This is a genomic window from Bradyrhizobium sp. CCBAU 65884, assembly GCF_028128835.1.
GTDB classification, from domain to species: domain Bacteria; phylum Pseudomonadota; class Alphaproteobacteria; order Rhizobiales; family Xanthobacteraceae; genus Bradyrhizobium; species Bradyrhizobium ottawaense.
On record NZ_LBJU01000099.1, the window covers coordinates 12,485 to 33,145 of the forward strand.

The window sequence follows — 20,661 nt, forward strand, 5'->3', positions numbered from 1 at the left end:
TCATGAGTGAGAGCGCGCCACAGCGGCCGTCCGGACGCGGACGCTTCATCACCTTTGAAGGCGGCGAGGGCACCGGCAAGTCGACCCAGATCAAAAAGCTCGCCGACCGTCTCAAGGCGGCAAAGCTCCGCATCCGCGTCACCCGGGAGCCGGGCGGCTCGCCGGGCGCCGAGATCATGCGTCATCTGGTGCTGTCGGGCATGGGCAGGCTGCTCGGCCCCGAGGCGGAGACGCTGCTGTTTGCCGCTGCGCGCGATGACCATGTCCGCACCGTGATCCTGCCTGCGCTCAACCAGGGCACCTGGGTGCTGTGCGACCGCTTCGCCGACTCGACGCGGGCCTATCAGGGTAGCCTCGGCCAAGTGCCTGAGGGCCTGATCAACGCGATGCAGCGGGTCACGATCGGCGATCTCAAGCCGGACCTCACCATCATCCTCGACCTGCCGGTCGAGATCGGCCTGCAACGCGCCGCCGCGCGCCGGGGCGGTGGCACGCCGGACCGGTTCGAGGGCGAGAAGCTGAGCTTCCACCAGGGCCTGCGCGAGGCCTATCGCAAGATTGCCGAGGACGATCCCGCACGCTGCGTGCTGATCGACGCCAATTCCGACCCTGACACGGTTGCAGGCCGTGTTTGGACCGCGCTGCGCGATCGTCTTCTTCCCACGCCAGCCTCGGTGGTTTCCGTATGAGCCCGCGTCAGACCGAGCGCGAAACCGGCATTCCGCATCCGCGCGAGACATCGAAACTGTTCGGTCATCGCGAGGCGGAGACCGCGCTGTTGACGGCCTATCGCAGCGGCCGCATCCCTCACGCCTGGCTGATCGGCGGGCCGCAGGGCATCGGCAAGGCGACCCTGGCCTATCGCATGGCGCGCTTCGTGCTAGCCCATGGCCAGCCGCTTGCGCCTTCCGTGCAGCGCGCCGAAGACCTCGCGATCGATCCCGATGACGCCGTGGCGCGGCAGGTGGCGGCCGGCTCGCATGGCGGCCTGCTGACGCTGGAGCGTACCGCCAACGATCGCGGCGTGATGCGCACCGTGATCACCGTGGACGAGACGCGCGAGACGATCGGCTTCTTCGGCTCGACTGCCGCGGCCGAAGGCTGGCGCGTCTGCATCGTCGATACCGTCGACGAGCTCAATCCGAACGCGGCCAACGCGCTGTTGAAAATCCTCGAGGAACCGCCGCAGCAATCGCTGTTCCTCTTGGTGAGCCACGCGCCCGCGCGCGTGCTCGCCACCATCCAGTCGCGCTGTCGCAAGCTTCGCCTGCGATCGCTCGCCACGAATGATGTGATCGGGGCGGCGGCGTCGGCGGCCGAGCTCGATCCGAACGATCCAGCGCTGCGCGAGGCGGCGGAGGCCTCCGAGGGCAGCGTTGCACGGACTCTGACTCTCCTCGGCGGCGACGCGCTCAAGCTCCAGCAGCGCACGGCGGCGCTGCTCGCGCGCCTGCCGCAGGTCGATCCGCGCGAATTGCACACGCTCGGCGATTCGCTCGGCACCAGTGACCGCGTCGCGCTCGCGGCCTTCATCGACGGCATCGATCGCTGGATCGCGGAACGCCTGCATGCGGACGAGGCCAATGCCAACCAGAACCTGCCGCGCCTTGCGCGCCTAGCCGAGGTATGGGAAAAGATCGTCCGCGCCGCGCGCGACACCGAAACCTACAATCTGGAACGAAAGCCCTTGGTTTTCTCGGTGTTCGGCTGGCTGGCGGACGCAACGCGCTAAAAGCATGATCCGGAACAGTGCGCAGCGGTTTTCCGAAAGATCATGCGCAAATCAATAATCGAACCCAGGTTCGTCTCCAGATTTCGAGAAGCCGGTAAAGGAATTCGTCGTGGCAACGCGAGCTAAGAAAACTGCTAAAGGCAAGGGCCGCAACAAGGCTGCGAAGAAAGCCGCAAAGAAGGCCGTGAAGGCGCGCGCGTCCAAGGCCAACGCCAAGGCGGCCAAGAAAGTCAAGAAGACCAAGAAGGCCACGGCCAAGAAGGGCGCGAAGAAGAGCGCCGTGAAGACGGCAAAGAAGGCGGTCAAGAAGGCTGCGAAGAAGCCGGCTGTCGCCAAGAAGGCTGTGAAGAAGGCCGCCAAGAAGCCAGCCAACAAATCAGCCAAGACCCCCGCCAAGTCGCCTGCGAAGACGGTGGCCAAGAAGGCGAGGGTGGTCGCGCCTGTGATCGCAGCGCCGGCCCCCGCCGCCACGCCGCCGAAGGCTGCCAAGCCGAAGGCCCCGCGCGCGCCGAAGCCCGCTGCAGCTCCGCAAGCCGCAGCGCCCGCAGCCGCACCAAAGGCTGCCGCGCCCGTTGCCGCCCCCGCGCGCGACAATGTCTTCTACATCACGACCGCCATCGCCTATCCCAACGGCAGTCCGCATATCGGCCACGCCTATGAGGCGATCGCGACCGACGTGCTGGCGCGTTTTGCGCGGCTCGACGGCAAGGACGTGTTCTTCCTGACCGGTACCGACGAGCACGGCCAGAAGATGGTGCAGACGGCGGCCGGCGAGAACATGGCCGTATCCGCGCTCGCTGCCCGCAATGCCGGTCGCTTCAAGGAGATGGACGAGCGTCTGAACGTGTCGTTCGATCGCTTCATCCGCACCACCGAGGAGCAGCATCATCGCTCCAGCCAGGAGATCTGGCGGCGCATGGAAGCGAACGGCGATATCTATGCCGACATCTATGCAGGCTGGTATTCCGTGCGGGACGAGGCGTATTACGCCGAGGATGAGACGCGCCTGAACGATGACGGCGTCCGGCTCGGCCCGCAGGGCACGCCGGTCGAATGGGTCGAGGAGAAGAGCTATTTCTTCCGCCTGTCGGCCTATCAGGACAAGCTGTTGAAGCTTTACGCGGATCAGCCTGACTTCGTTGGGCCGGATTCCCGCAAGAACGAGGTGGTGAGCTTCGTCAAAGGCGGCCTGCGTGATCTCTCGATCTCGCGCACCACCTTCGATTGGGGCGTCAAGGTGCCCGGTGACGAAGAGCACGTGATGTATGTCTGGGTCGACGCGCTGACCAACTACATCACCGGCGTCGGCTTCCCCGATGAGAGCGACAAAAACTGGCGCTATTGGCCGGCCGATGTGCACATCATCGGCAAGGACATCATCCGTTTCCACGCGGTGTATTGGCCGGCGTTCCTGCTTTCGGCCGGCATCCCGCTGCCGAAGCGGGTCTATGCCCACGGCTTCCTGTTCAGCAGGGGCGAGAAGATGTCGAAGTCGGTCGGCAACGTCGTCGATCCCTTCAATCTTGCCGACCAGTACGGCGTCGACCAGGTGCGCTATTTCTTCCTGCGCGAGGTGCCGTTCGGACAGGACGGCAACTACAACCACGAGGCCATCGTGGCGCGCATCAACGCCGACCTCGCCAACGATCTTGGCAACCTCGCGCAGCGTTCGCTGTCGATGATCGCCAAGCAACTCGGCGGCGTGCTGCCCGAGCCCGGCGAATTCAGCGCCAACGACAAGGCAATCCTGGCGATGGCCGACGGCATGGTCGCCGCATCGCGCGAGGCCATGGCAACGCAGCAGATCCATCACTGGCTCAACGCCGTCTGGGCCGTGGTTGCGGAGGCCAACCGCTATTTCGCGGGCGAGGCGCCGTGGGCGCTCGCCAAGACCGACCCGGCCAGGCAGAAGACGGTGCTCTACGTCACGGCCGAAGTCGTGCGCCAGATCGCGATCCTGGCGCAGCCAGCGATGCCGACCGCTTCAGGATTGCTGCTCGACAGCCTCGGCATCCCGGACGGGGAGCGCAACTTCGTCATGCTCGGCGGTTCCAAGCGCATCGCACCCGGCTCGACCCTGCCGGCGCCAACGCCGGCGTTCCCGCGCTACATCGAGCCGGCAGCCTAGGACGTTTGCGCGATGCTGGTCGACAGCCACTGCCATCTGGATTTTCCGGATTTTGCGGAAGATCTCGACGGGATCGTATCGCGGGCACGCGCGGCCGGCATCGGCCGCATGGTCACGATCTCGACCCGGGTCCGGAAGCTCGACCAGCTTCTGGCCATCACTGAACGCTATGACGATGTCTACTGCTCGGTCGGCACTCATCCACATAACGCGGATGAGGAGGACGGTATCGCGCCGGACGAGCTGGTCGCGTTGACGGAGCATCCCAAAGTCGTCGCGCTCGGCGAGGCCGGGCTCGATTATTTCTACGACAACGGCTCGCCAGAGGCGCAGGCGAGGGGCTTTCGCGCCCACATCGCCGCCGCCCGCACCACCGGCCTGCCGCTGGTGATCCACACCCGCGAGGCCGACGCGGACTGCGCGCGCATCCTGGAAGAGGAGGCGGCCAAGGGGGCGTTTCGCGCCGTGCTGCATTGTTACACCGGCGGGCGCGAGCTCGCGCTGAAAGCGGTGTCACTCGGGCTCTATATCGGTTTCACGGGCATCCTGACCTTCAAGAAATCGGAGACCTTGCGGGCGCTGGCGGCCGAACTGCCGGCCGATCGCATTCTGGTCGAAACGGACTCGCCCTATCTTGCGCCCGGCAAGTTCCGGGGCAAACGCAACGAGCCCGCTCATGTAGTCGAGGTCGCAAAAGTGCTGGCCGCGACGCGCGGCGTGTCGCTTGACGAGATCTCGCGCCAGACCAGCGAAAACTTCTTCCGCCTGTTCTCGAAGGTGAAAGCTTGAAACCGGGAGCCGCATGACGCTGACGCTGACGATCCTGGGCTGCGGCTCCTCCGCCGGCGTGCCGCGCCCGGCGCTCGGCTGGGGTGCCTGCGATCCCAACAATCCCAAGAACCGCCGCCGCCGCTGCTCGCTGCTGGTCGAACGGACCTCCGAGCACGGCACCACGCGCATCCTGATCGACACCTCGCCGGATCTGCGCGAGCAATTGCTCTCGACCAATGTCGATCACATCGACGCGGTGTTCCTGACGCATGAGCACGCCGATCAGACCCACGGCATGGACGATTTGCGTTCGGTCGTGATGCACATGCGCCGTCGTATCCCGACCTATTTCAACCAGTCGACGGCCAAGGACATCCTGTCGCGGTTCTCCTATTGCTTCATCTCGCCGGAGGGCAGCGACTATCCGCCGATCCTGACGCGGCATTCGATCGAAGCTGGCGAAAGCCAGACCGTTCTGGGGAAGGGCGGCGCCGTGACGATGACGGCCTTCCTGGTGCAGCACGGCAACATTCCCGCGCTCGGCTACCGCATCGGGGATGCGGCCTACACACCCGACCTCAACGACATCCCGCGCGAGAGCTGGGGTGCGCTGGAGAATTTGGACCTTTGGATCGTCGACGGTCTGCGCTACACCAACCATGTCAGCCATTTCAGCATCAACGACGCGCTGTCCTGGATCGAACGGTTCAAGCCGAAGCGCGCGGTCATCACCAACATGACGGCCGACGTCGATTACGAAGTGATCCGGCAATCGCTACCCGCGGGCGTCGTGCCCGCTTTTGACGGGCTGCGGCTCGAGACGCGCTGAGCGCACCGGCCTGGCGCGATACGGCCTCGCCGGCAATGGAGCGGGAGCCTCAACGCTGCCGACACTTCTCGGCGCCGCCGGCGTCGATCCGCATTTTGAAATGGGAAATCAGCTCAGTCCGTAATCGCCTTCGCCGATCCCGCTTCGTTGCGCAGCAGGAATTTCTGGATCTTGCCCGTGGACGTTTTCGGGATCGGCCCGAACACGACGGCCTTCGGTGTCTTGAAGCCCGACATGTGGCTGCGGCAGAACGCGATGATGTCGGCTTCGCTCGCGCTGGCGCCGTCCTTCAACTCGACGAAGGCGCAGGGCACTTCGCCCCATTTCGGATCGGGCTTTGCGACCACGGCGGCAAACAGCACGGCCGGATGCTTGTAGAGGATGTCCTCGACCTCGACGGACGAAATGTTCTCGCCGCCGGAGATGATGATGTCCTTGGAGCGGTCCTTGATGATGACGTAGCCGTGCTCGTCGAGCACGCCGAGATCGCCGGTGTGAAACCAGCCGCCCTCGAAGGCCTCCCTGGTCGCCTTCTCGTTCTTGAGATAGCCCTTCATCACGATGTTGCCGCGGAACATGACCTCGCCGATGGTCTCGCCGTCGCGCGGCACCTCTTGCATCGTCTGCGGATCGATGACGGTGACGCCTTCCTCGAGCGGGTAGGGCACGCCCTGCCGGCGCTTCATGCGCGCGCGCTCGGCCGGCGGAAGCTCGTCCCAGCCGGGCTGCTCGGCGCAGACGGAGGCGGGGCCGTAGACCTCGGTCAGGCCGTAGACATGGGTCAGCTTGATGCCGATGCTCTCTGCACCTTCGAGCACCGCGACCGGCGGCGCGGCGCCGGCGATCAGGCCGACGACGCGGCGGGCCGCACCGCCCTTGGGCGCATCGGGTGCGTTGATCAGCGTGTTGTAGACGATCGGCGCGCCGCACATGTGGGTGACGCCGCGGCTCTTGATCAGCTCGAAGATCCTGGTCGGCTCGACCTTGCGCAGGCAGACATTGATGCCGGCGGCCGCCGCGATAGTCCAGGGGAAGCACCAGCCGTTGCAGTGGAACATCGGCAGCGTCCAGAGATAGACCGGATGCTGGCCGAGATTGCCGGCAAGGATGTTGCTGACGGCGTTGAGATAGGCGCCGCGATGATGGGTGACGACGCCCTTGGGATTTCCGGTCGTTCCCGAGGTGTAGCTCAGCGCGATCGCATCCCACTCGTCCTTTGGCGGAATCGCCTTGAACGCAGGATCACCTTCCGCGACTGCCGCTTCATATTCGATCTCGCCGATGCGACTGCCGCCTTTGAACGATGCGTCGTCGACGTCGACGACGAATGGCTTTGGCCCGCTCATCTGCGCCAGCGCGTCACTTATGACGCCCGAGAACTCGGGATCGACCAGGATGATCTTCGCGCCGCCATGGTCGAGCTGGAATGCGATCGAAGGCGCATCGAGGCGGATGTTGAGCGCGTTGAGCACGGCGCCGGTCATGGGCACGGCGAAATGCGCCTCGTTCATCGCCGGGATGTTCGGCAGCATCGCCGCCACGGTATCGCCGACGCCGATGCCCCTGCGCGCGAGCCAGGACGCGAAGCGCCTGCAGCGCTCATGGGTCTGTGCCCAGGTGAAGCTGCGGCCCTCATAGACCGAGCTGACATGATCGGGATAGACGGCGGCGCTGCGCGCGAGGAAGCTGAGCGGACTCAGCGGCACGTAATTGGCGGGTGTCCTGTCGAGGCCGATATTGTACTGGTTCTGCCGCTCACTCATCGACACCCTCCGTCAAACGCCTCAAAGGAATCCGATCGAGATCCACGGGAAGATCGCGACGATGATCAATCCCACCAGCAGCGCCAGCAGATAGCCCCAGATCGGGCGGATGCCTTCGGCCGGATCGACGCGTCCGATGGCGCAGGCGGCATAATAGCCGACACCGAAGGGCGGGGCGAATAGTCCGATGCCCATGGCGAGAATGATCACCATGGCGTAGTGCACCTCGTGCACGCCGACGGCCCGGGCGATCGGAAACAGCAGCGGACCGAACAGCACGATCGCCGGGATGCCCTCCAGCACGCTGCCGAGGATGGTGAAGGCCAGGATCGACACGGCGATGAAGGTCGCCGCTCCCCCGGGCAAACCGGTCATGGCCGCCGCCAGCGAGCGCGAGAAGCCTGATTGGGTCAGGCCCCAGGCCATACCGGTCGCCGTGCCGATGATCAGCAGGATGGCGCCCGACAGCGCCGCGGTCTCGACCAGCATCGGAAACAGCCGCGACCAGTCGAACCGGCGGTAGACGAGGAGGCCGACCAGGGCGCCATAGACGATGCCGATGGTGGAGACTTCGGTCGCGGTCGCGATGCCCTCGACCACGGCGTAGCGGATCACGAAGGGCAGCGCCAGCGCGGGCAGGGCGACGAAGAACGTCTTGCCGATCTCGCCACCGCTGGCGCGTCGGACATGGCTCATGTCCTCGTGGCGGTAGCGCCACCACACCAGCATACAGAGCGTGATCGCGAGCACGACGCCGGGCAGCAGGCCGCCGGTGAACAGGGCGGCGATCGAGACGCCCGTCACCGAGCCGATCGTGATCAGCACGAGGCTCGGCGGAATGGTCTCGGTCTGGGCTCCGGTCGCTGCCAGAAGCGCGACGAGATCGCCGGGCTTGGCGCCGCGTTGTTTCATCTCCGGAAACAGCACGGGCGCAACGGCCGCCATGTCCGCGGCCTTGGCGCCTGATATGCCCGAGACCAGGTACATGGCGCCGACCAGGACGTAATGCAGGCCGCCGCGGACATGGCCGAGCAGGCTCGCCAGGAACGCCACCATGGCCCGCGCCATGCCGGTCATCTCGATCAGGAGCCCCAGGAACACGAACAGCGGCACCGAGAGCAGGATGAGGTGGCTCATGCCCTCGTCCATCCGCCCGACCAGCACCATGACTGGCGTGCGCGTGGTCAGCGCGAGATAGCCGAAGATCGCAAGGCCGAAGCCGAACGCAATGGGAACGCCGGCAAAGACGCAGAAGCCGGCGACGCCGACGAAGAAGATGATGAGGTTGAGATTGCCGAGCGGCCGCAGCAACGGCTCCGCCAGCCAGAACAGGCCGGTGATGACGGCAACGCTGACGACGGCAGCTGCGACCATCCGGTAATCGGCCGCGCGCAGCAGTCGCAACAAGGCAAAGGCCGCCATCAGCCCGATGCCGGCCGGCAGCGCGGCGGCGCGCCACATATTGGAGATCTGCAGCGCCGGCGTCGTGATGTAGCTCTCTTCGTAGGCGTAGTCGCAGGCCGGCCAGACGATCAGGACCAGGAACGCCAGCGCCGCCGAGGTCGCGACCAGATCCAGATAGGCCCGCATGGCAGGCTTGGCGCTGGCGACGATCGCGGTCATACGCATGTGCTCGGAGCGGCGGAACGCCACCGCTGCGCCCAGCATGGCGAGCCACAGGAACAGGATCGAGGCGAGCTCGTCCGACCAGATCAGCGGCCGGTGCAGGCCGTAGCGCGCGACTACGCCTGCAAACAGGATCACGATCTCGGCGACGACCAGGATCGCCGCCGGGATTTCGACGATGAGACCGAGCATGCGCTCGACCGAAGCCAGCACGGAAGGTCGGCGAGGGGACTGAAACGCCGCCTCGCCCACCACTGCGGTCACCTCGACCTCGACATGAGCCATGATGGCCCCAACGCGTTACGACAGCTTGCCGACGGCCTTTTCCAGGAGGTCCCAGGCCTGATCGCCATACTTGCCCTTCCACTCGGCATAGAAGCCGGCGGTCCGCAGCTTGTCGCGGAACGGCGCCACAGTGGGCTGATTGAAGGTCAGGCCCTTGGCCGCGAGCTCCTGCTGCAGATTGGCATTGAGCTTGGCGGTGTCCTCGCGCTCCTTGACGGCAGCGGCGTTGATGTTCTTGGCGACGACGGTGCGCACGTCCTGCGGCAGCTTCTCCCAGGCGCGGCGGTTGGCCAGGAACCAGAAGCCGTCCCACATGTGGTTGGTCAGCGAGCAGTACTTCTGCACCTCGTAGAGCTTGGCAGTGGAGATGATCGCCAGCGGGTTCTCCTGGCCTTCGACGATCTTGGTCTGGAGCGCCGAATAGACCTCACTGAAATTGATCGAGGCGGGCGCCGCGTCGAACGCCTTGAACATCGAGGTCCACAGCGGCGACACCGGCACGCGGATCTTGAAGCTCTTGAGGTCATCAGGGCCGGTGATCGGCTTGCTCGACGAGGTGGTCTGGCGGAAGCCGTTGTCCCAGATCTTGTCCATGACCTCGAGGCCGGCCTTCTTGATCTCGCCGCGGACATGGGCGCCGAGGTCGCCGTCCATGGCCTTCCAGACCGTGTCGTAGTCCGGGAACGCGAAGCCGATGCCGTTGATTGAGGCCGCCGGCACCAGGGTCGACAGGATCAGGCCCGATAGCGTGAAGAACTCGACGCCGCCGGAGCGGATCTGGCTCAGCATGTCGGTGTCGGACCCGAGCTGGTTGTTCGGGAAGATCTGGAGGTCGAACTTGCCGTTGGTCTCGGTCTTGATCGCCGCCGCCATCTCCTTGGCGCGTACGTTCAGCGGATGGGTGTCCGGCAGGTTATTGGCGTATTTGTAGGTGAACTCGGCGCTCTGGGCGCGGGCCACATGGGGCGCACCGATGCCGCCCAGGACCGCGGTCGCGGCGGAGGCCTTGAGAAGCGTGCGTCGGGAAAAACTCATGGGTCTGCTTCCTCGGAAGTTTGTTGTTGTTCTGAGACGCAAACCTATACGGACGGAAGGCCTGAAGGTCATCTGCGATCTCGCGAGGCCTCGCTTATTGCAGCCGGACAAGGTCCCGGCAATATCGGCTTTCGCAGAGATGGGCCGGATTCAAAATCTGAAAAACGACCCCATGCACAGGAGCCGTCGAGAACCGGGGTAGCGTCGAGGCCCGAACCGAAAATCGCGCGAGGGCGAAGGTGCGATGACAGGAGTTCCGCCTAAACAATTGATCCAATTGCACATAAAAATATTCCATAATATACCTTATGCGAATTACGGATTGGGCTATGGCCGTACGCGGCCTGCCAGTCAGATCTCGCCTGAGCTGAGCGCCTATCGCCACACCTGGTGTCTGCTCCGCCGCCGAAGGACCTGCGGCCACTGCCCCGGCCGAGCGGCCATGCGGCTCTGAACTGCGGCAGCCTTGATTGTTGCCGTAAGCGCGTCACTCCGCCGCAAGCGATCGCAGCCAGGCCAGTCTCGAGATCGCGCGCTCGGCCAGGTGCTGCAGGCTTTCGAGGTGGGCTGCGTCGCTCGACCGCTCGGCGCCGTCGAGGTAGCCGTCGACCAGGGCTTCGGCGATCTCCAGTGGATCCTTTCGTTCCATGGAGGCCGGAAAGCTGCCGAGGCCCGCGGCGGCGTCGGCCATCGCGATCGTCTGTTGGCGCATGTCCCGTGTCCGGACCGCGGCCGGCCCGCTCAGGCGCCGTTCGATATCGCCAAGTTGAGCAATCAGGCGAAGCTCGAGCCGCCGCGCATCGATTTGTGGCGGCCGAGGTGTCGATGCGTCGGCGCTGCTCCGTTCGTGTTCGAGATGATAGGCGCGGCGCCTCTCCTTCCGCAGCGTCGCGACATGGCCGAGCTCTTCCCTGGCCATCGCCTCGGATGCTCTCTTGATGTCAGGGTCCTTGGAATAGGCGGCGAGATAGGACCAGAATGCGAAGGCTCGCTCTTCGTTGCGGACCGCCATGGCGAGCGCGCGGTACGGTGTCATCAGCCGCGATGTCTTGACTTCGGCGGCAGCTTCCGGGGCAAGGGCTTCCGGCGCTTCCCAACGCACCAAAGCGGGATCCGGGCTCTTGCCGCGGCGCGATTGCGACCACTGCGTGACGCTGTCCACGTGCTCGCGCTCGGCGGCCGCGAGCTTAGTGAATACCTCGGCGAGATCAGCCTTGCCCTGCCCGCGCATGTCTTGCGCGAGAGATTCGTACCTGTTGGCGGCTTCCTGCTCCATTGCATGCGCTAGCGCAAAGAGCTCGTCGAGAGATTCCAATACACCTGCGGGCTCAGCACTGAGCAATGATGTGCGTAGGAATGGCATACCAAGGACTCCACATGCAGATTTCTGAACCGGTTCCGCGCACGCACAAATCTCAAGAGCGGGGTTGACAGAGTCAGTCGCGCGCGATGAGTGTTGCATGTCAGCGGCGACAAATCATCGAAGAAGATATCAAGGCACGCGCGCCTCTGTCCGTCGCGCAAATCGCATTTGTATCGATATGTTGAAGCGACCGGATGACGATACCGCCTTCGCGAGGCGTGCAGCGCTAGCGCTCGCAGGCTTGCTGCTGATGTGTCTGACTTATATTTCGCCCGCGTGCGCCGCCGGTGACTTACCAACATACCTGCCGAAGATTACGCCTGCGGAATTTTTCCCGAATGCGGACCGTTTCGGCCCGCCGCAAGGCGATCCGCCCATCGTACCAGTGTACCGCGGCGACCAGCTCCAGGGATTCATCTTCCTCAACTCCGATTTCGCGAACTCCGTCGGGTACTCGGGCAAGCCGATTCACTTGCTGGCCGGGATCGATCCGAAAGGCGTCATCACCGGAATCAAGCTCGTCGATCACAAGGAGCCGATCGTGCTGGTCGGCATTCCCGAGGCCCGCATCGTCGCCGCCATGAACGCCCTGATCGGCAAGGACATGAAGCCGGTCGCAAGTGGTGCCGAGAAGCCGCCGCAGGTCGACATCGTGAGCGGCGCGACCGTCACCGTACTGGTAATGGGCGACAGTGTCGTCCGTGCGGCATCCAAGCTCATTCGCAGCGGTCGCGTCGGTGGCGGCGACGGCGCGGCGGCTTCGGCAGCCCTTCCCCCCGTCGTCAAGACGCTCGATCTCGCGCGCAGTGACGTGCGCGACTGGGAGAGCCTCGTCGGCGATGGCTCGGTACGCCGGCTTCATCTCGGCATCGGCGACATCAACGACGCCTTTGCGAAGTCCGGCAGCGCCGCGGCGGGCCAGTATCCCGAACCGGGTGAAGCGAGCGATACCTTCATCGAGCTCTACGTGGCGCTCGTGACCGCGCCCACGATCGGCCGCAGCCTGCTCGGCGAGGACGGCTATCAGCGGCTGAAGGACAGCCTGAAGCCGGGGCAGCAGGCCATCGTCGTCGCCGGCAACGGCCCCTACTCCTTCAAAGGGTCGGCCTATGTCCGCGGCGGCATCTTCGACCGCATCGAAATCCTGCAGGACGGCAACAGCACCCGCTTCCGCGACCGCAACCACACCCGTCTTGGCGCACTGGACGCGGTCGGCGCGCCCGAGTTCAGGGAAATCGGCCTGTTCGTCACCCCGCCTGAGTTCACCCTGGATCCGACGCAGCCGTGGCAGCTTCAACTGCTGGTGCAACGCAGCCTCGGCGGCCGCGACAAGGCGTTCCTGACTTTCGATCTCGGCTACACCCTGCCCGACGGTTATATACGCCGCGAGCAGCGTGCGGTGACGGTACCGGAGAGCGCGGCGCCTCCGGCCTCGCAGCAGGCCACCGCTGCGGCCGCCCCGCCCCCAGATGCAGACGAGCCGTTGTGGATGCGGATCTGGCGGTCGAGCACCATCTCGATCGGCATCACCGCGTTTATGCTGGCCACCCTCACCGGTATCTTCTTCTTCCAGAATCTGCTCGTGCGCCGCCCGGTGTTCTACACCTGGGTGCGGCGGGGGTATCTCGCCCTCGTTCTGGTCTGGCTCGGCTGGTACGCAAACGCGCAGCTCTCCGTCGTCAACGTCGTCACCTTTACCAATGCGCTGGTGACGGGCTTCCGCTGGGAGTTCTTCCTCGCCGCTCCGCTGATCTTCATTCTGTGGGCTGCAACGGCCGGCGGGCTTCTGTTCTGGGGTCGCGGCCCGTTCTGCGGCTGGCTGTGCCCCTTCGGCGCACTGCAGGAGCTCACCAACACGGCCGCGAAATGGCTGAAGGTGCCGCAGATAACGGTGCCGTGGGGGCTGCACGAACGGCTATGGCCGATCAAGTACATCATCTTCCTCGGTCTGTTCGGCTTGTCGCTCTATTCGGTCGACATGGCCGAGCGGTTCGCCGAGGTCGAACCGTTCAAGACCGCGATCATCCTGAAGTTTTCGCGAAGCTGGCCGTTCGTGGCCTACGCAGTCGCCCTGCTCGTCATCGGACTCTTCATCGAACGCTTCTTCTGCCGCTACCTCTGCCCGCTCGGCGCCGCGCTCGCGATCCCTGGCCGCATCCGAACCTTCGAATGGCTCCGCCGCTGGGAAGAATGCGGGTCACCCTGCCAACGCTGCGCCAAGGAATGCCCGGTGCAGTCGATCCATCCCGAGGGTCACATCAACGTCAATGAGTGCATCTACTGCATGCATTGCCAGGAACTCTATTACGACGATCACCGCTGCCCGCACATGATCCAGGTGCGGCTCAAGCGCGAGAAATTCGCGGCGATGTCCTCGCCCGCGATGCGCTCAGGCGGCAAGGGTCCCGCGACCGTCATCACCGCCGGCGGCAAGCCTGTCGTGGCGTCACCCGTCGCAACTCCACCACCAAACTGAACCGAAAGCCGAGGAGGCAATCATGAGCGAGAACGAACAGGCAAAGGGCGTTAGCCGGCGAGCAGTGCTCGGAACGACGGCGGCTGCGGCGGGCGTAGGCCTTGCGGGCGGAGTGGCGCTGAAGGACGGCGGCTTCGTCTCGTCTGCCGACGCGCAGACCAAGAACGCAGCTCCGAAAGCGCCGGCGGCAAGGCCGGCCGTGCAGAAGACCGAGGTCGCGCCGGGAGAGCTCGACGAATACTACGTGTTCTTCTCGAGCGGCCAGTCCGGCGAGATGCGCATCATCGGCCTTCCTTCGATGCGCGAATTGATGCGTGTTCCGGTGTTCAACCGCTGCAGTGCGACCGGCTGGGGCCAGACCAATGAAAGCCTCAAGGTTCTGACCGAAGGCATGCAGCCCGCCACCCGCGAATTCCTCAAGAACCGCGGCGGCACGTTCATGAACGGCGATCTCCACCACCCCCATATTTCGTTCACGGACGGCACCTATGACGGTCGCTATGCCTACATGAACGACAAGGCCAACAGCCGCGTCGCGCGGGTGCGGCTCGACATCATGAAATGCGACAAGATCGTCGAACTGCCGAACCAGCACACGGTCCACGGCCTGCGTCTGCAGAAATATCCGCGCACGGGCTATGTGTTCGCCAACGGCGAGGATGGCGTGCCGTTGCCCAATGACGGCAAGGTCCTCGACGATCCCAAGCAGTATCACTCCATCTTCAGCGCGATCGACGGCGAAACGATGAAGGTGGCCTGGCAGGTGATCGTCAGCGGAAATCTCGACAATGTCGACGCCGACTACCAGGGCAAGTACTGCTTCGCGACCTGTTACAACGGCGAGGAAGGCGTCACGCTCGCCGAAATGACCGCCAGCGAACAGGACTGGGTCGTCATCTTCAACATCAAGCGGATCGAAGAGGCCGTAAAGAAGGGCGACTTCAAGGAAATGAACGGCGTGCCCGTCATCGACGGCCGCAAGGGCTCGGCTTACACCCGCTACATTCCGGTCTCGAATAATCCGCACGGCATGAACACGGCTCCGGATGGTATCCACATCGTGGCGGCCGGAAAGCTCTCGCCGACCGTGACCGTGATGGACGTGCGCAAATTCGACGATCTGTTCGACGACAAGATCAAGCCGCGCGACGTCGTCGTCGCGGAGCCCGAGCTGGGACTCGGACCGTTGCATACTGCCTATGACGGCAAGGGTAACGCCTACACGACGCTGTTCCTCGACAGCCAGGTCTGCAAGTGGAGCATCGACCTCGCCAAGCGGGCTTTCAAGGGTGAGAAGGTCAATCCCATCATCCAGAAGCTCGACGTGCATTACCAGCCGGGTCACAACCATTCCTCGATGGGCCAGACCAAGGAGGCCGATGGAAAGTGGCTGATCTCGCTGAACAAGTTCTCGAAGGATCGCTTCCTGAACGTCGGACCGCTCAAGCCCGAGAATGATCAGCTGATCGACATTTCGGGCGATCAGATGAAGCTGGTGCACGACGGCCCGAGCTTCGCCGAGCCGCATGACGCGACCATCGTCCACCGCTCGAAGATCAACCCGATCTCGATCTACGATCGCGCGGATCCGATGTTCGCCGATGCGGTCAAGCAGGCCAAGGCGGACGGCATCAATCTGGAGGCGGATTCGAAGATCATTCGCGACGGCAACAAGGTGCGCGTCTACATGACGTCCACCGCGCCCGCCTATGGCCTCGATCAGTTCCAGGTCAAGCAAGGCGATGAGGTCACCGTCTTCATCACCAATATCGACGCGGTCGAGGACCTGACGCACGGCTTCTGCATCGTCAACTACGGCATCAACATGGAGATCGGCCCGATGGCCACCTCGTCGGTGACTTTCACGGCCGACAAGCCGGGAGTCTACTGGTACTACTGCTCCTGGTTCTGCCACGCCATGCATATGGAGATGAAGGGCCGGATGTTCGTCGAACCCAAGTCGGTTTGACGTCGGTCTGATTGGAGCGACCTCGTGGGTCTTCTCTTACGCATGTTTCCGGCGGCGCTGGTCGCCGCTGGATTGTCCGGCTTCGCCGATGCGGAGACGTTGACGGCTGCGCCGGGGCAGCCGCTTCAGGCGCTGCTGGATGGCGCGCGCGCCGGCGACGTCGTCGAACTTTCCCCCGGGGAATATCACGGTTCGATCCGGATCGACCGTCCCCTGGAGCTGGTTGGGAGCCGTGGCGCGGTGCTCGACGGCGACGGCTCCGGCAACGTCATCACCGTCACCGCGCCCGACGTCACGATCCGGGGTGTGACCATCCGGGCATCCGGCCGCGACCTGCAGGAGATGAATTCCGGGATATTCCTGCAAAAGACGGCAGAACGCGCCAAGATCGAGGACAACCGGCTGGTGGGAAACCTGTTCGGCGTCTATGTGCATGGCGCCCAGGGTTCGCGCGTCGTCCGCAACGAGATCGAGGGACTGCGTGGCGGGCGCCTCAGCGAGGCAGGCAACGGAGTCTCGCTCTGGAACGCGCCCGACGTCACCATCGCCGGCAACACGTTCCGCTACGGCCGCGACGGCATCTTCACGATTTCGAGCCGAAAGGACCGCTTCATCGACAACCGCTTCGAGCAGGTCCGCTTCGCAGTCCACTACATGTACACCAACGACAGCGAAGTCAGCGGCAACGTCTCGATCGGCAACCACGTCGGCTACGCCATCATGTATTCGAACCGTCTGGTGATCCGCGGCAACTCCTCCGATCACGACCGCGACCATGGGATGCTCTTCAACTACGCGAACTATGCCCAGATCGAGGACAACCGGGTCACGGGCGGCCCGCTCGGCTCGATGACACAGAGTGCGGAGGAAGGTCCCGCCGACGAGAGAGGCATGCTTCCGCAGCAGGCACGGGAGACCACTCTCAAGAGCGGCCCGGAGAAATGCGTGTTCATCTACAACACCAATCACAACAAATTCCGCAACAACTGGTTCGAACGCTGTGCCATCGGCGTGCACTTCACGGCCGGCTCCGAAGGCAACGAAATCACGGGCAACGCCTTCGTCGGCAACGCCAACCAGGTGAAATATGTCGGCACCCGGCACCTCGACTGGTCGACCGGGGGGCGCGGCAATTACTGGAGCGATAATCCGGCATTCGACCTCAACGGCGACGGTATCGCCGACACGGCGTACCGGCCGAACGACCTCATCGATCGCGTGCTGTGGACGGCGCCGGCTGCGAAGGTTCTGATCAACAGCCCTGCCGTCCAGGTGATCCGCTGGGCGCAGGCACAGTTTCCAGCGCTGCTGCCGGGCGGCGTGGTCGACAGCCATCCGCTGGTGTCGCCGCCGCGGACCTCGGCGAAGGAAACACGATGACCAGCACGGTACGCGTCAGCGATGTCACCAAGGCGTATGGCCGGGTCGAGGCCGTGCGCGGTGCGTCGTTCACGCTTGGCCAGGGCGAGCTGGTCGCCTTGATCGGGCACAACGGCGCCGGCAAGACCACGCTCATGAAGCTCATGCTCGGGTTGATCCGGCCGACCAGCGGCGCCATTGAGGTTCTCGGAGACAATCCCGCCGCAGGCGAATTCGCCGGCCGACGACAGCTCGGCTACCTGCCGGAAAACGTCTCCTTCGACCCCGCCCTCACCGGCCGCGAGACGCAGGCCTTCTATGCCAGGCTGAAACGAGAGCCGGTCACAAAGTCGCTGGAGCTGCTCGACGCCGTGGGCCTCGGTGCCGCCAGCCGCCGCCGGGTCGGCACCTACTCCAAGGGCATGCGACAGCGGCTGGGGCTCGCGCAGGCGCTGCTTGGCGAGCCGCGCGTGCTGCTGCTGGACGAGCCGACCACCGGTCTCGATCCGGAGCTGCGCCAGACCTTCTACGACATCATCGCCCGGCTCTCCGCTGCGGGCGCGACCGTGCTGCTGTCGTCGCATGCGCTGACCGAGCTCGAGGAGCGCGCCGGGCGGGTCATCATCATGAACCGCGGCATCAAGGTCGCGGACGGATCGATCGACGAGCTGCGTCGCCTCGCCCGCCTGCCCACCAGGATCCGTCTCAAGGTGGCCGGCCTCGCCCCGAGCGAGATGCCGCCCTGGGCGCCCAAGGACGTGGCCTGCCGTCGTTTGAACGGCCACATCGTCGAGATCGACGCCGCGCCGGAGCGGAAGATCGAGCTTCTGCATCGTGCGACGGCCGCCGGCAATTCCGTCGAGGACGTCGACGTGGTCCCGCCCACCCTCGACGAGCTCTATGCTCATTTCCTCCGGCAATCGGAGCAGGCGCCATGAATGTCCTGATCATCGCCGCCAAGGAAGTCCACCAGGCCATCCGCAATCGCTGGGTGCTTGCCGCAACGCTCCTGCTCGCCGGGCTTGCCCTGTCACTGACCTTTCTCGGCAGCGCGCCGACCGGGAACGTCGGCGTTCGCACGCTGGACGTGGTCGTCGTCAGCCTGTCGAGCCTGACGATTTTTCTCGTTCCGCTCATCGCGCTTCTGATCTCCCATGACGCCATCGTCGGCGAGATGGAACGGGGGACGATGCTGTTGCTGCTGAGCTATCCGGTCGCGCGATGGCAGGTGCTGCTCGGCAAGTTCTTGGGCCACCTCGCCGTCCTCGCCTTTGCGACCTGCCTCGGCTACGGCGCGGCGGTCGGAGCGCTGGCGGCGACGGGCAGCCAGATCGATAGCGATAGTTTTCTCGCGTTCGCGGCGATGGTGGGCTCCTCGGTGCTGCTTGGCGCCGCTTTCGTCGCCATCGGATATCTGGTCAGCGCGCTCGTGCGCGACCGTGGAACGGCGGCCGGCATCTGCATCGGATTGTGGCTGCTGCTGGTGCTGATCTACGACATGGCGCTGCTGGGCGTGCTTGCGCTCGATCAGGGACGCAGCATCTCGGCGAGCGTGCTCAACGCCATGCTCCTGTCGAATCCGACCGACGCCTACCGGCTGATCAACCTGACCGGGTTCGCCAATGTCAGCACCTTCGCCGGCATGGCTGGCCTTGCCCAAACCACATCCCTGACGATACCCGTCCTTCTGACCGCCCTGCTCTGCTGGACGTTGCTGCCGCTGGGGCTGGCCGCGCTCGCTTTCTCGCGGAGGGAGCTATGAGGCGCCGAACGATCCTCCTCGCCCTGCTTGTGCCGCTCGCGCTGGCGGGCTGCAACGAGAAGCAGGCCGCGAAGATTCCGCCGCCGCATCGGATGACCGCGGAAGACATCGGCCATTACTGCGGCATGAACGTGCTCGAGCACCCGGGACCGAAGGGCCATATCTTCGCCGCGAGCCTGATGGAGCCCGTGTGGTTCTCGTCGGTGCGGGACACAATCGCCTTCACCATGCTGCCGGACGAGCCCAAGGACATTCAGGCGATCTACGTGTCCGACATGGGCAAAGCGCCGGACTGGGACAAGCCCGGCGCCGACAACTGGATTGAGGCGCGCAAGGCGCTGTACGTGATCGAGAGCCGGGTCAAAAGTGGCATGGGCGGAGACGAGGCCGTTCCGTTCTCGGACCGCGCGGCGGCGGAGAAGTTCATCGGAGAGAACGGCGGCAGGATCGTCGGCTTCGACGACGTGCCCCGGAACTATGTCTTGACGTCGGTGAATGTCACCGGCGCCGCTGCGGCCGGCGAAGCGGCCGAAGCCCCGCCGGGCGAACGACCGAGGAGGACGCCATGACGCGAGCACTGACGCGCCGACGCTTCATCCGGATCAGCGCGGCGGCAGCGGGCCTCGGCGCGCTGTCCCCGGGACATCCTGCTCGTGCGGAGGTCGCGACGGTGACGTGGCGTGGCACGATGCTGGGCGCGGTTGCCACGATGGAGATCCATGACGAAGACCGCAGCCGGGCGGAACGGCTGATCTCGCTGGCCTGTGCCGAGGCGCGGCGGCTCGAGCGGCTGTTCAGCCTTTACCTGAACGATTCGACCCTGGTCGCGCTGAACCGGACCGGTGTCCTGATCGATCCCGCCGCCGAAATGGTCGATCTGCTGGCGACCTCGCAGCACTATTCCACGCTGACGGGCGGTCTGTTCGATGTCACGGTGCAGCCGCTGTGGGATCTCTACGCCAGCCATTTCGCGCGAGATGACGCGGATCCGGCCGGTCCTGCGGCAGCCGAGATCCAGACCGCGCTCGCGCGCATCGGCAGCAGCCGGCTGTCGATCAGCCGCGACCGGATCGTGATGCCCAAGGGCATGACCGTCACCCTGAACGGGATCGCGCAGGGCTACGTCTCGGACAAGGTGGTCGACCTGCTGCGGGCGCACGGCATCTCGCGCAGCCTGGTCGACATGGGCGAACCCCGCGCGATCGGCGCGCGTCCGGACGGACTGCCCTGGGAGATCGGCATCGCCGATCCCGACATCGTGGGCCGCACGAAGACGGTGCTGCCGATCGTCGACCGCGCCGTGTCCACCTCGGGCGGCTACGGCTGCCAGTTCGATTCCAGGGCGCGCTTCAACCATTTGTTCGATCCCCGATCAGGCGGCTGCGCCCACCGCTACCGCAGCGTGACGACTGTGTCCCGCAGCGCCACCGCCGCGGACGCATTGTCGACGGCGTTCAGCCTGATGCCGGAAGATGAGATTCGATCGCTCTTGCCGCATGTCGACATCGACCGCGTGCATCTGATCGATGGGGCCGGCCGATCGGTCGAATTGTCGGCCTAACC

At 64.8% G+C, this 20,661-nt stretch carries 16 protein-coding genes; 12 read left to right on the forward strand and 4 right to left on the reverse strand.

The genetic code is table 11. The annotated features are described in order from the left end of the window. Nucleotides 1-2 precede the first annotated feature (2 nt). The 5 genes from tmk (at nucleotide 3) to XI03_RS09375 (ending at nucleotide 5,460) form a co-directional block, all read left to right on the forward strand. Nucleotides 3-689, forward strand: coding sequence for a dTMP kinase (tmk, locus tag XI03_RS09355; RefSeq protein ID WP_028144637.1), 687 nt, complete (start codon nucleotides 3-5; stop codon nucleotides 687-689). After that, nucleotides 686-1,732: a DNA polymerase III subunit delta' gene (locus tag XI03_RS09360; protein WP_271591940.1), complete on the forward strand. Its 1,047-nt coding sequence runs from the start codon at nucleotides 686-688 to the stop codon at nucleotides 1,730-1,732. Before tmk ends, XI03_RS09360 begins: the two co-directional genes overlap by 4 nt. A gap of 109 nt (nucleotides 1,733-1,841) precedes the next feature. Further along, nucleotides 1,842-3,860, forward strand: coding sequence for a methionine--tRNA ligase (gene metG / locus XI03_RS09365; protein ID WP_271591941.1), 2,019 nt, complete (start codon nucleotides 1,842-1,844; stop codon nucleotides 3,858-3,860). A 12-nt stretch (nucleotides 3,861-3,872) separates the two neighbouring features. Next, on the forward strand, nucleotides 3,873-4,649 hold the full coding sequence (locus XI03_RS09370; protein ID WP_038946785.1) for a TatD family hydrolase: 777 nt from the start codon (nucleotides 3,873-3,875) through the stop codon (nucleotides 4,647-4,649). Nucleotides 4,650-4,662: 13 nt separating this feature from the next. After that, entirely contained in the window at nucleotides 4,663-5,460 is a 798-nt protein-coding gene (locus XI03_RS09375) for an MBL fold metallo-hydrolase (RefSeq protein ID WP_095424155.1), read from the forward strand. 113 nt (nucleotides 5,461-5,573) lie between these two features. On the opposite strand, the gene XI03_RS09380 is transcribed toward XI03_RS09375, so the two are convergent. From XI03_RS09380 to XI03_RS09395, 4 genes are all read right to left on the reverse strand, one after another. Next, complete coding sequence (locus XI03_RS09380) at nucleotides 5,574-7,223, reverse strand: acyl-CoA synthetase (protein ID WP_271591942.1); 1,650 nt, start codon at nucleotides 7,221-7,223, stop codon at nucleotides 5,574-5,576. A gap of 21 nt (nucleotides 7,224-7,244) precedes the next feature. Next, the gene (locus tag XI03_RS09385; protein ID WP_271591943.1) at nucleotides 7,245-9,134 is read right to left on the reverse strand and encodes a TRAP transporter large permease; all 1,890 of its coding nucleotides are present in this window, start codon (nucleotides 9,132-9,134) and stop codon (nucleotides 7,245-7,247) included. Nucleotides 9,135-9,149: 15 nt separating this feature from the next. Then, entirely contained in the window at nucleotides 9,150-10,169 is a 1,020-nt protein-coding gene (locus XI03_RS09390) for a TRAP transporter substrate-binding protein (RefSeq protein WP_028144644.1), read from the reverse strand. 487 nt (nucleotides 10,170-10,656) lie between these two features. Further along, the gene (locus XI03_RS09395) at nucleotides 10,657-11,532 is read right to left on the reverse strand and encodes a ferritin-like domain-containing protein (RefSeq protein WP_028144645.1); all 876 of its coding nucleotides are present in this window, start codon (nucleotides 11,530-11,532) and stop codon (nucleotides 10,657-10,659) included. A gap of 250 nt (nucleotides 11,533-11,782) precedes the next feature. Here XI03_RS09395 and XI03_RS09400 point away from each other — a divergent pair, with 250 nt between their 5' ends. The 7 genes from XI03_RS09400 to XI03_RS09430 are packed head-to-tail and all read left to right on the forward strand — an operon-like array spanning nucleotide 11,783 to nucleotide 20,659. Next, the gene (locus XI03_RS09400; RefSeq protein ID WP_244439097.1) at nucleotides 11,783-14,008 is read left to right on the forward strand and encodes a NosR/NirI family protein; all 2,226 of its coding nucleotides are present in this window, start codon (nucleotides 11,783-11,785) and stop codon (nucleotides 14,006-14,008) included. A 22-nt stretch (nucleotides 14,009-14,030) separates the two neighbouring features. Then, a complete protein-coding gene (gene nosZ, locus XI03_RS09405) occupies nucleotides 14,031-15,977 on the forward strand; it encodes a TAT-dependent nitrous-oxide reductase (protein ID WP_038974086.1) in 1,947 nt (648 codons plus the stop codon). Between the two features lie 24 nt (nucleotides 15,978-16,001). Beyond that, nucleotides 16,002-17,357 carry a nitrous oxide reductase family maturation protein NosD gene (locus XI03_RS09410; protein ID WP_028144648.1) on the forward strand — a complete coding sequence of 452 codons (1,356 nt, stop codon included), beginning with the start codon at nucleotides 16,002-16,004 and terminating at the stop codon, nucleotides 17,355-17,357. Beyond that, entirely contained in the window at nucleotides 17,354-18,274 is a 921-nt protein-coding gene (locus tag XI03_RS09415) for an ABC transporter ATP-binding protein (protein WP_271591944.1), read from the forward strand. The genes XI03_RS09410 and XI03_RS09415 overlap by 4 nt, the downstream gene beginning before the upstream one ends. Continuing rightward, nucleotides 18,271-19,098 carry an ABC transporter permease subunit gene (locus XI03_RS09420; protein WP_271591945.1) on the forward strand — a complete coding sequence of 276 codons (828 nt, stop codon included), beginning with the start codon at nucleotides 18,271-18,273 and terminating at the stop codon, nucleotides 19,096-19,098. The genes XI03_RS09415 and XI03_RS09420 overlap by 4 nt, the downstream gene beginning before the upstream one ends. Then, nucleotides 19,095-19,667, forward strand: coding sequence for a nitrous oxide reductase accessory protein NosL (locus XI03_RS09425; protein WP_271591946.1), 573 nt, complete (start codon nucleotides 19,095-19,097; stop codon nucleotides 19,665-19,667). Before XI03_RS09420 ends, XI03_RS09425 begins: the two co-directional genes overlap by 4 nt. After that, nucleotides 19,664-20,659: an FAD:protein FMN transferase gene (locus XI03_RS09430; RefSeq protein ID WP_271591947.1), complete on the forward strand. Its 996-nt coding sequence runs from the start codon at nucleotides 19,664-19,666 to the stop codon at nucleotides 20,657-20,659. The genes XI03_RS09425 and XI03_RS09430 overlap by 4 nt, the downstream gene beginning before the upstream one ends. Nucleotides 20,660-20,661: the final 2 nt, after the last annotated feature.

Bases quoted from the DNA above. Each gene is read 5' to 3' on its own strand.
- XI03_RS09400 (WP_244439097.1), top strand. From the start codon at position 11,783: ATGTGTCTGACTTATATTTCGCCCGCGTGCGCCGCCGGTGACTTACCA.
- tmk (WP_028144637.1), top strand. From the start codon at position 3: ATGAGTGAGAGCGCGCCACAGCGGCCGTCCGGACGCGGACGCTTCATC.
- XI03_RS09375 (WP_095424155.1), top strand. From the start codon at position 4,663: ATGACGCTGACGCTGACGATCCTGGGCTGCGGCTCCTCCGCCGGCGTG.
- XI03_RS09415 (WP_271591944.1), top strand. From the start codon at position 17,354: ATGACCAGCACGGTACGCGTCAGCGATGTCACCAAGGCGTATGGCCGG.
- XI03_RS09370 (WP_038946785.1), top strand. From the start codon at position 3,873: ATGCTGGTCGACAGCCACTGCCATCTGGATTTTCCGGATTTTGCGGAA.
- XI03_RS09425 (WP_271591946.1), top strand. From the start codon at position 19,095: ATGAGGCGCCGAACGATCCTCCTCGCCCTGCTTGTGCCGCTCGCGCTG.
- nosZ (WP_038974086.1), top strand. From the start codon at position 14,031: ATGAGCGAGAACGAACAGGCAAAGGGCGTTAGCCGGCGAGCAGTGCTC.
- XI03_RS09420 (WP_271591945.1), top strand. From the start codon at position 18,271: ATGAATGTCCTGATCATCGCCGCCAAGGAAGTCCACCAGGCCATCCGC.
- XI03_RS09390 (WP_028144644.1), bottom strand. From the start codon at position 10,169: ATGAGTTTTTCCCGACGCACGCTTCTCAAGGCCTCCGCCGCGACCGCG.
- XI03_RS09430 (WP_271591947.1), top strand. From the start codon at position 19,664: ATGACGCGAGCACTGACGCGCCGACGCTTCATCCGGATCAGCGCGGCG.
- XI03_RS09395 (WP_028144645.1), bottom strand. From the start codon at position 11,532: ATGCCATTCCTACGCACATCATTGCTCAGTGCTGAGCCCGCAGGTGTA.
- XI03_RS09360 (WP_271591940.1), top strand. From the start codon at position 686: ATGAGCCCGCGTCAGACCGAGCGCGAAACCGGCATTCCGCATCCGCGC.
- XI03_RS09380 (WP_271591942.1), bottom strand. From the start codon at position 7,223: ATGAGTGAGCGGCAGAACCAGTACAATATCGGCCTCGACAGGACACCC.
- XI03_RS09385 (WP_271591943.1), bottom strand. From the start codon at position 9,134: ATGGCTCATGTCGAGGTCGAGGTGACCGCAGTGGTGGGCGAGGCGGCG.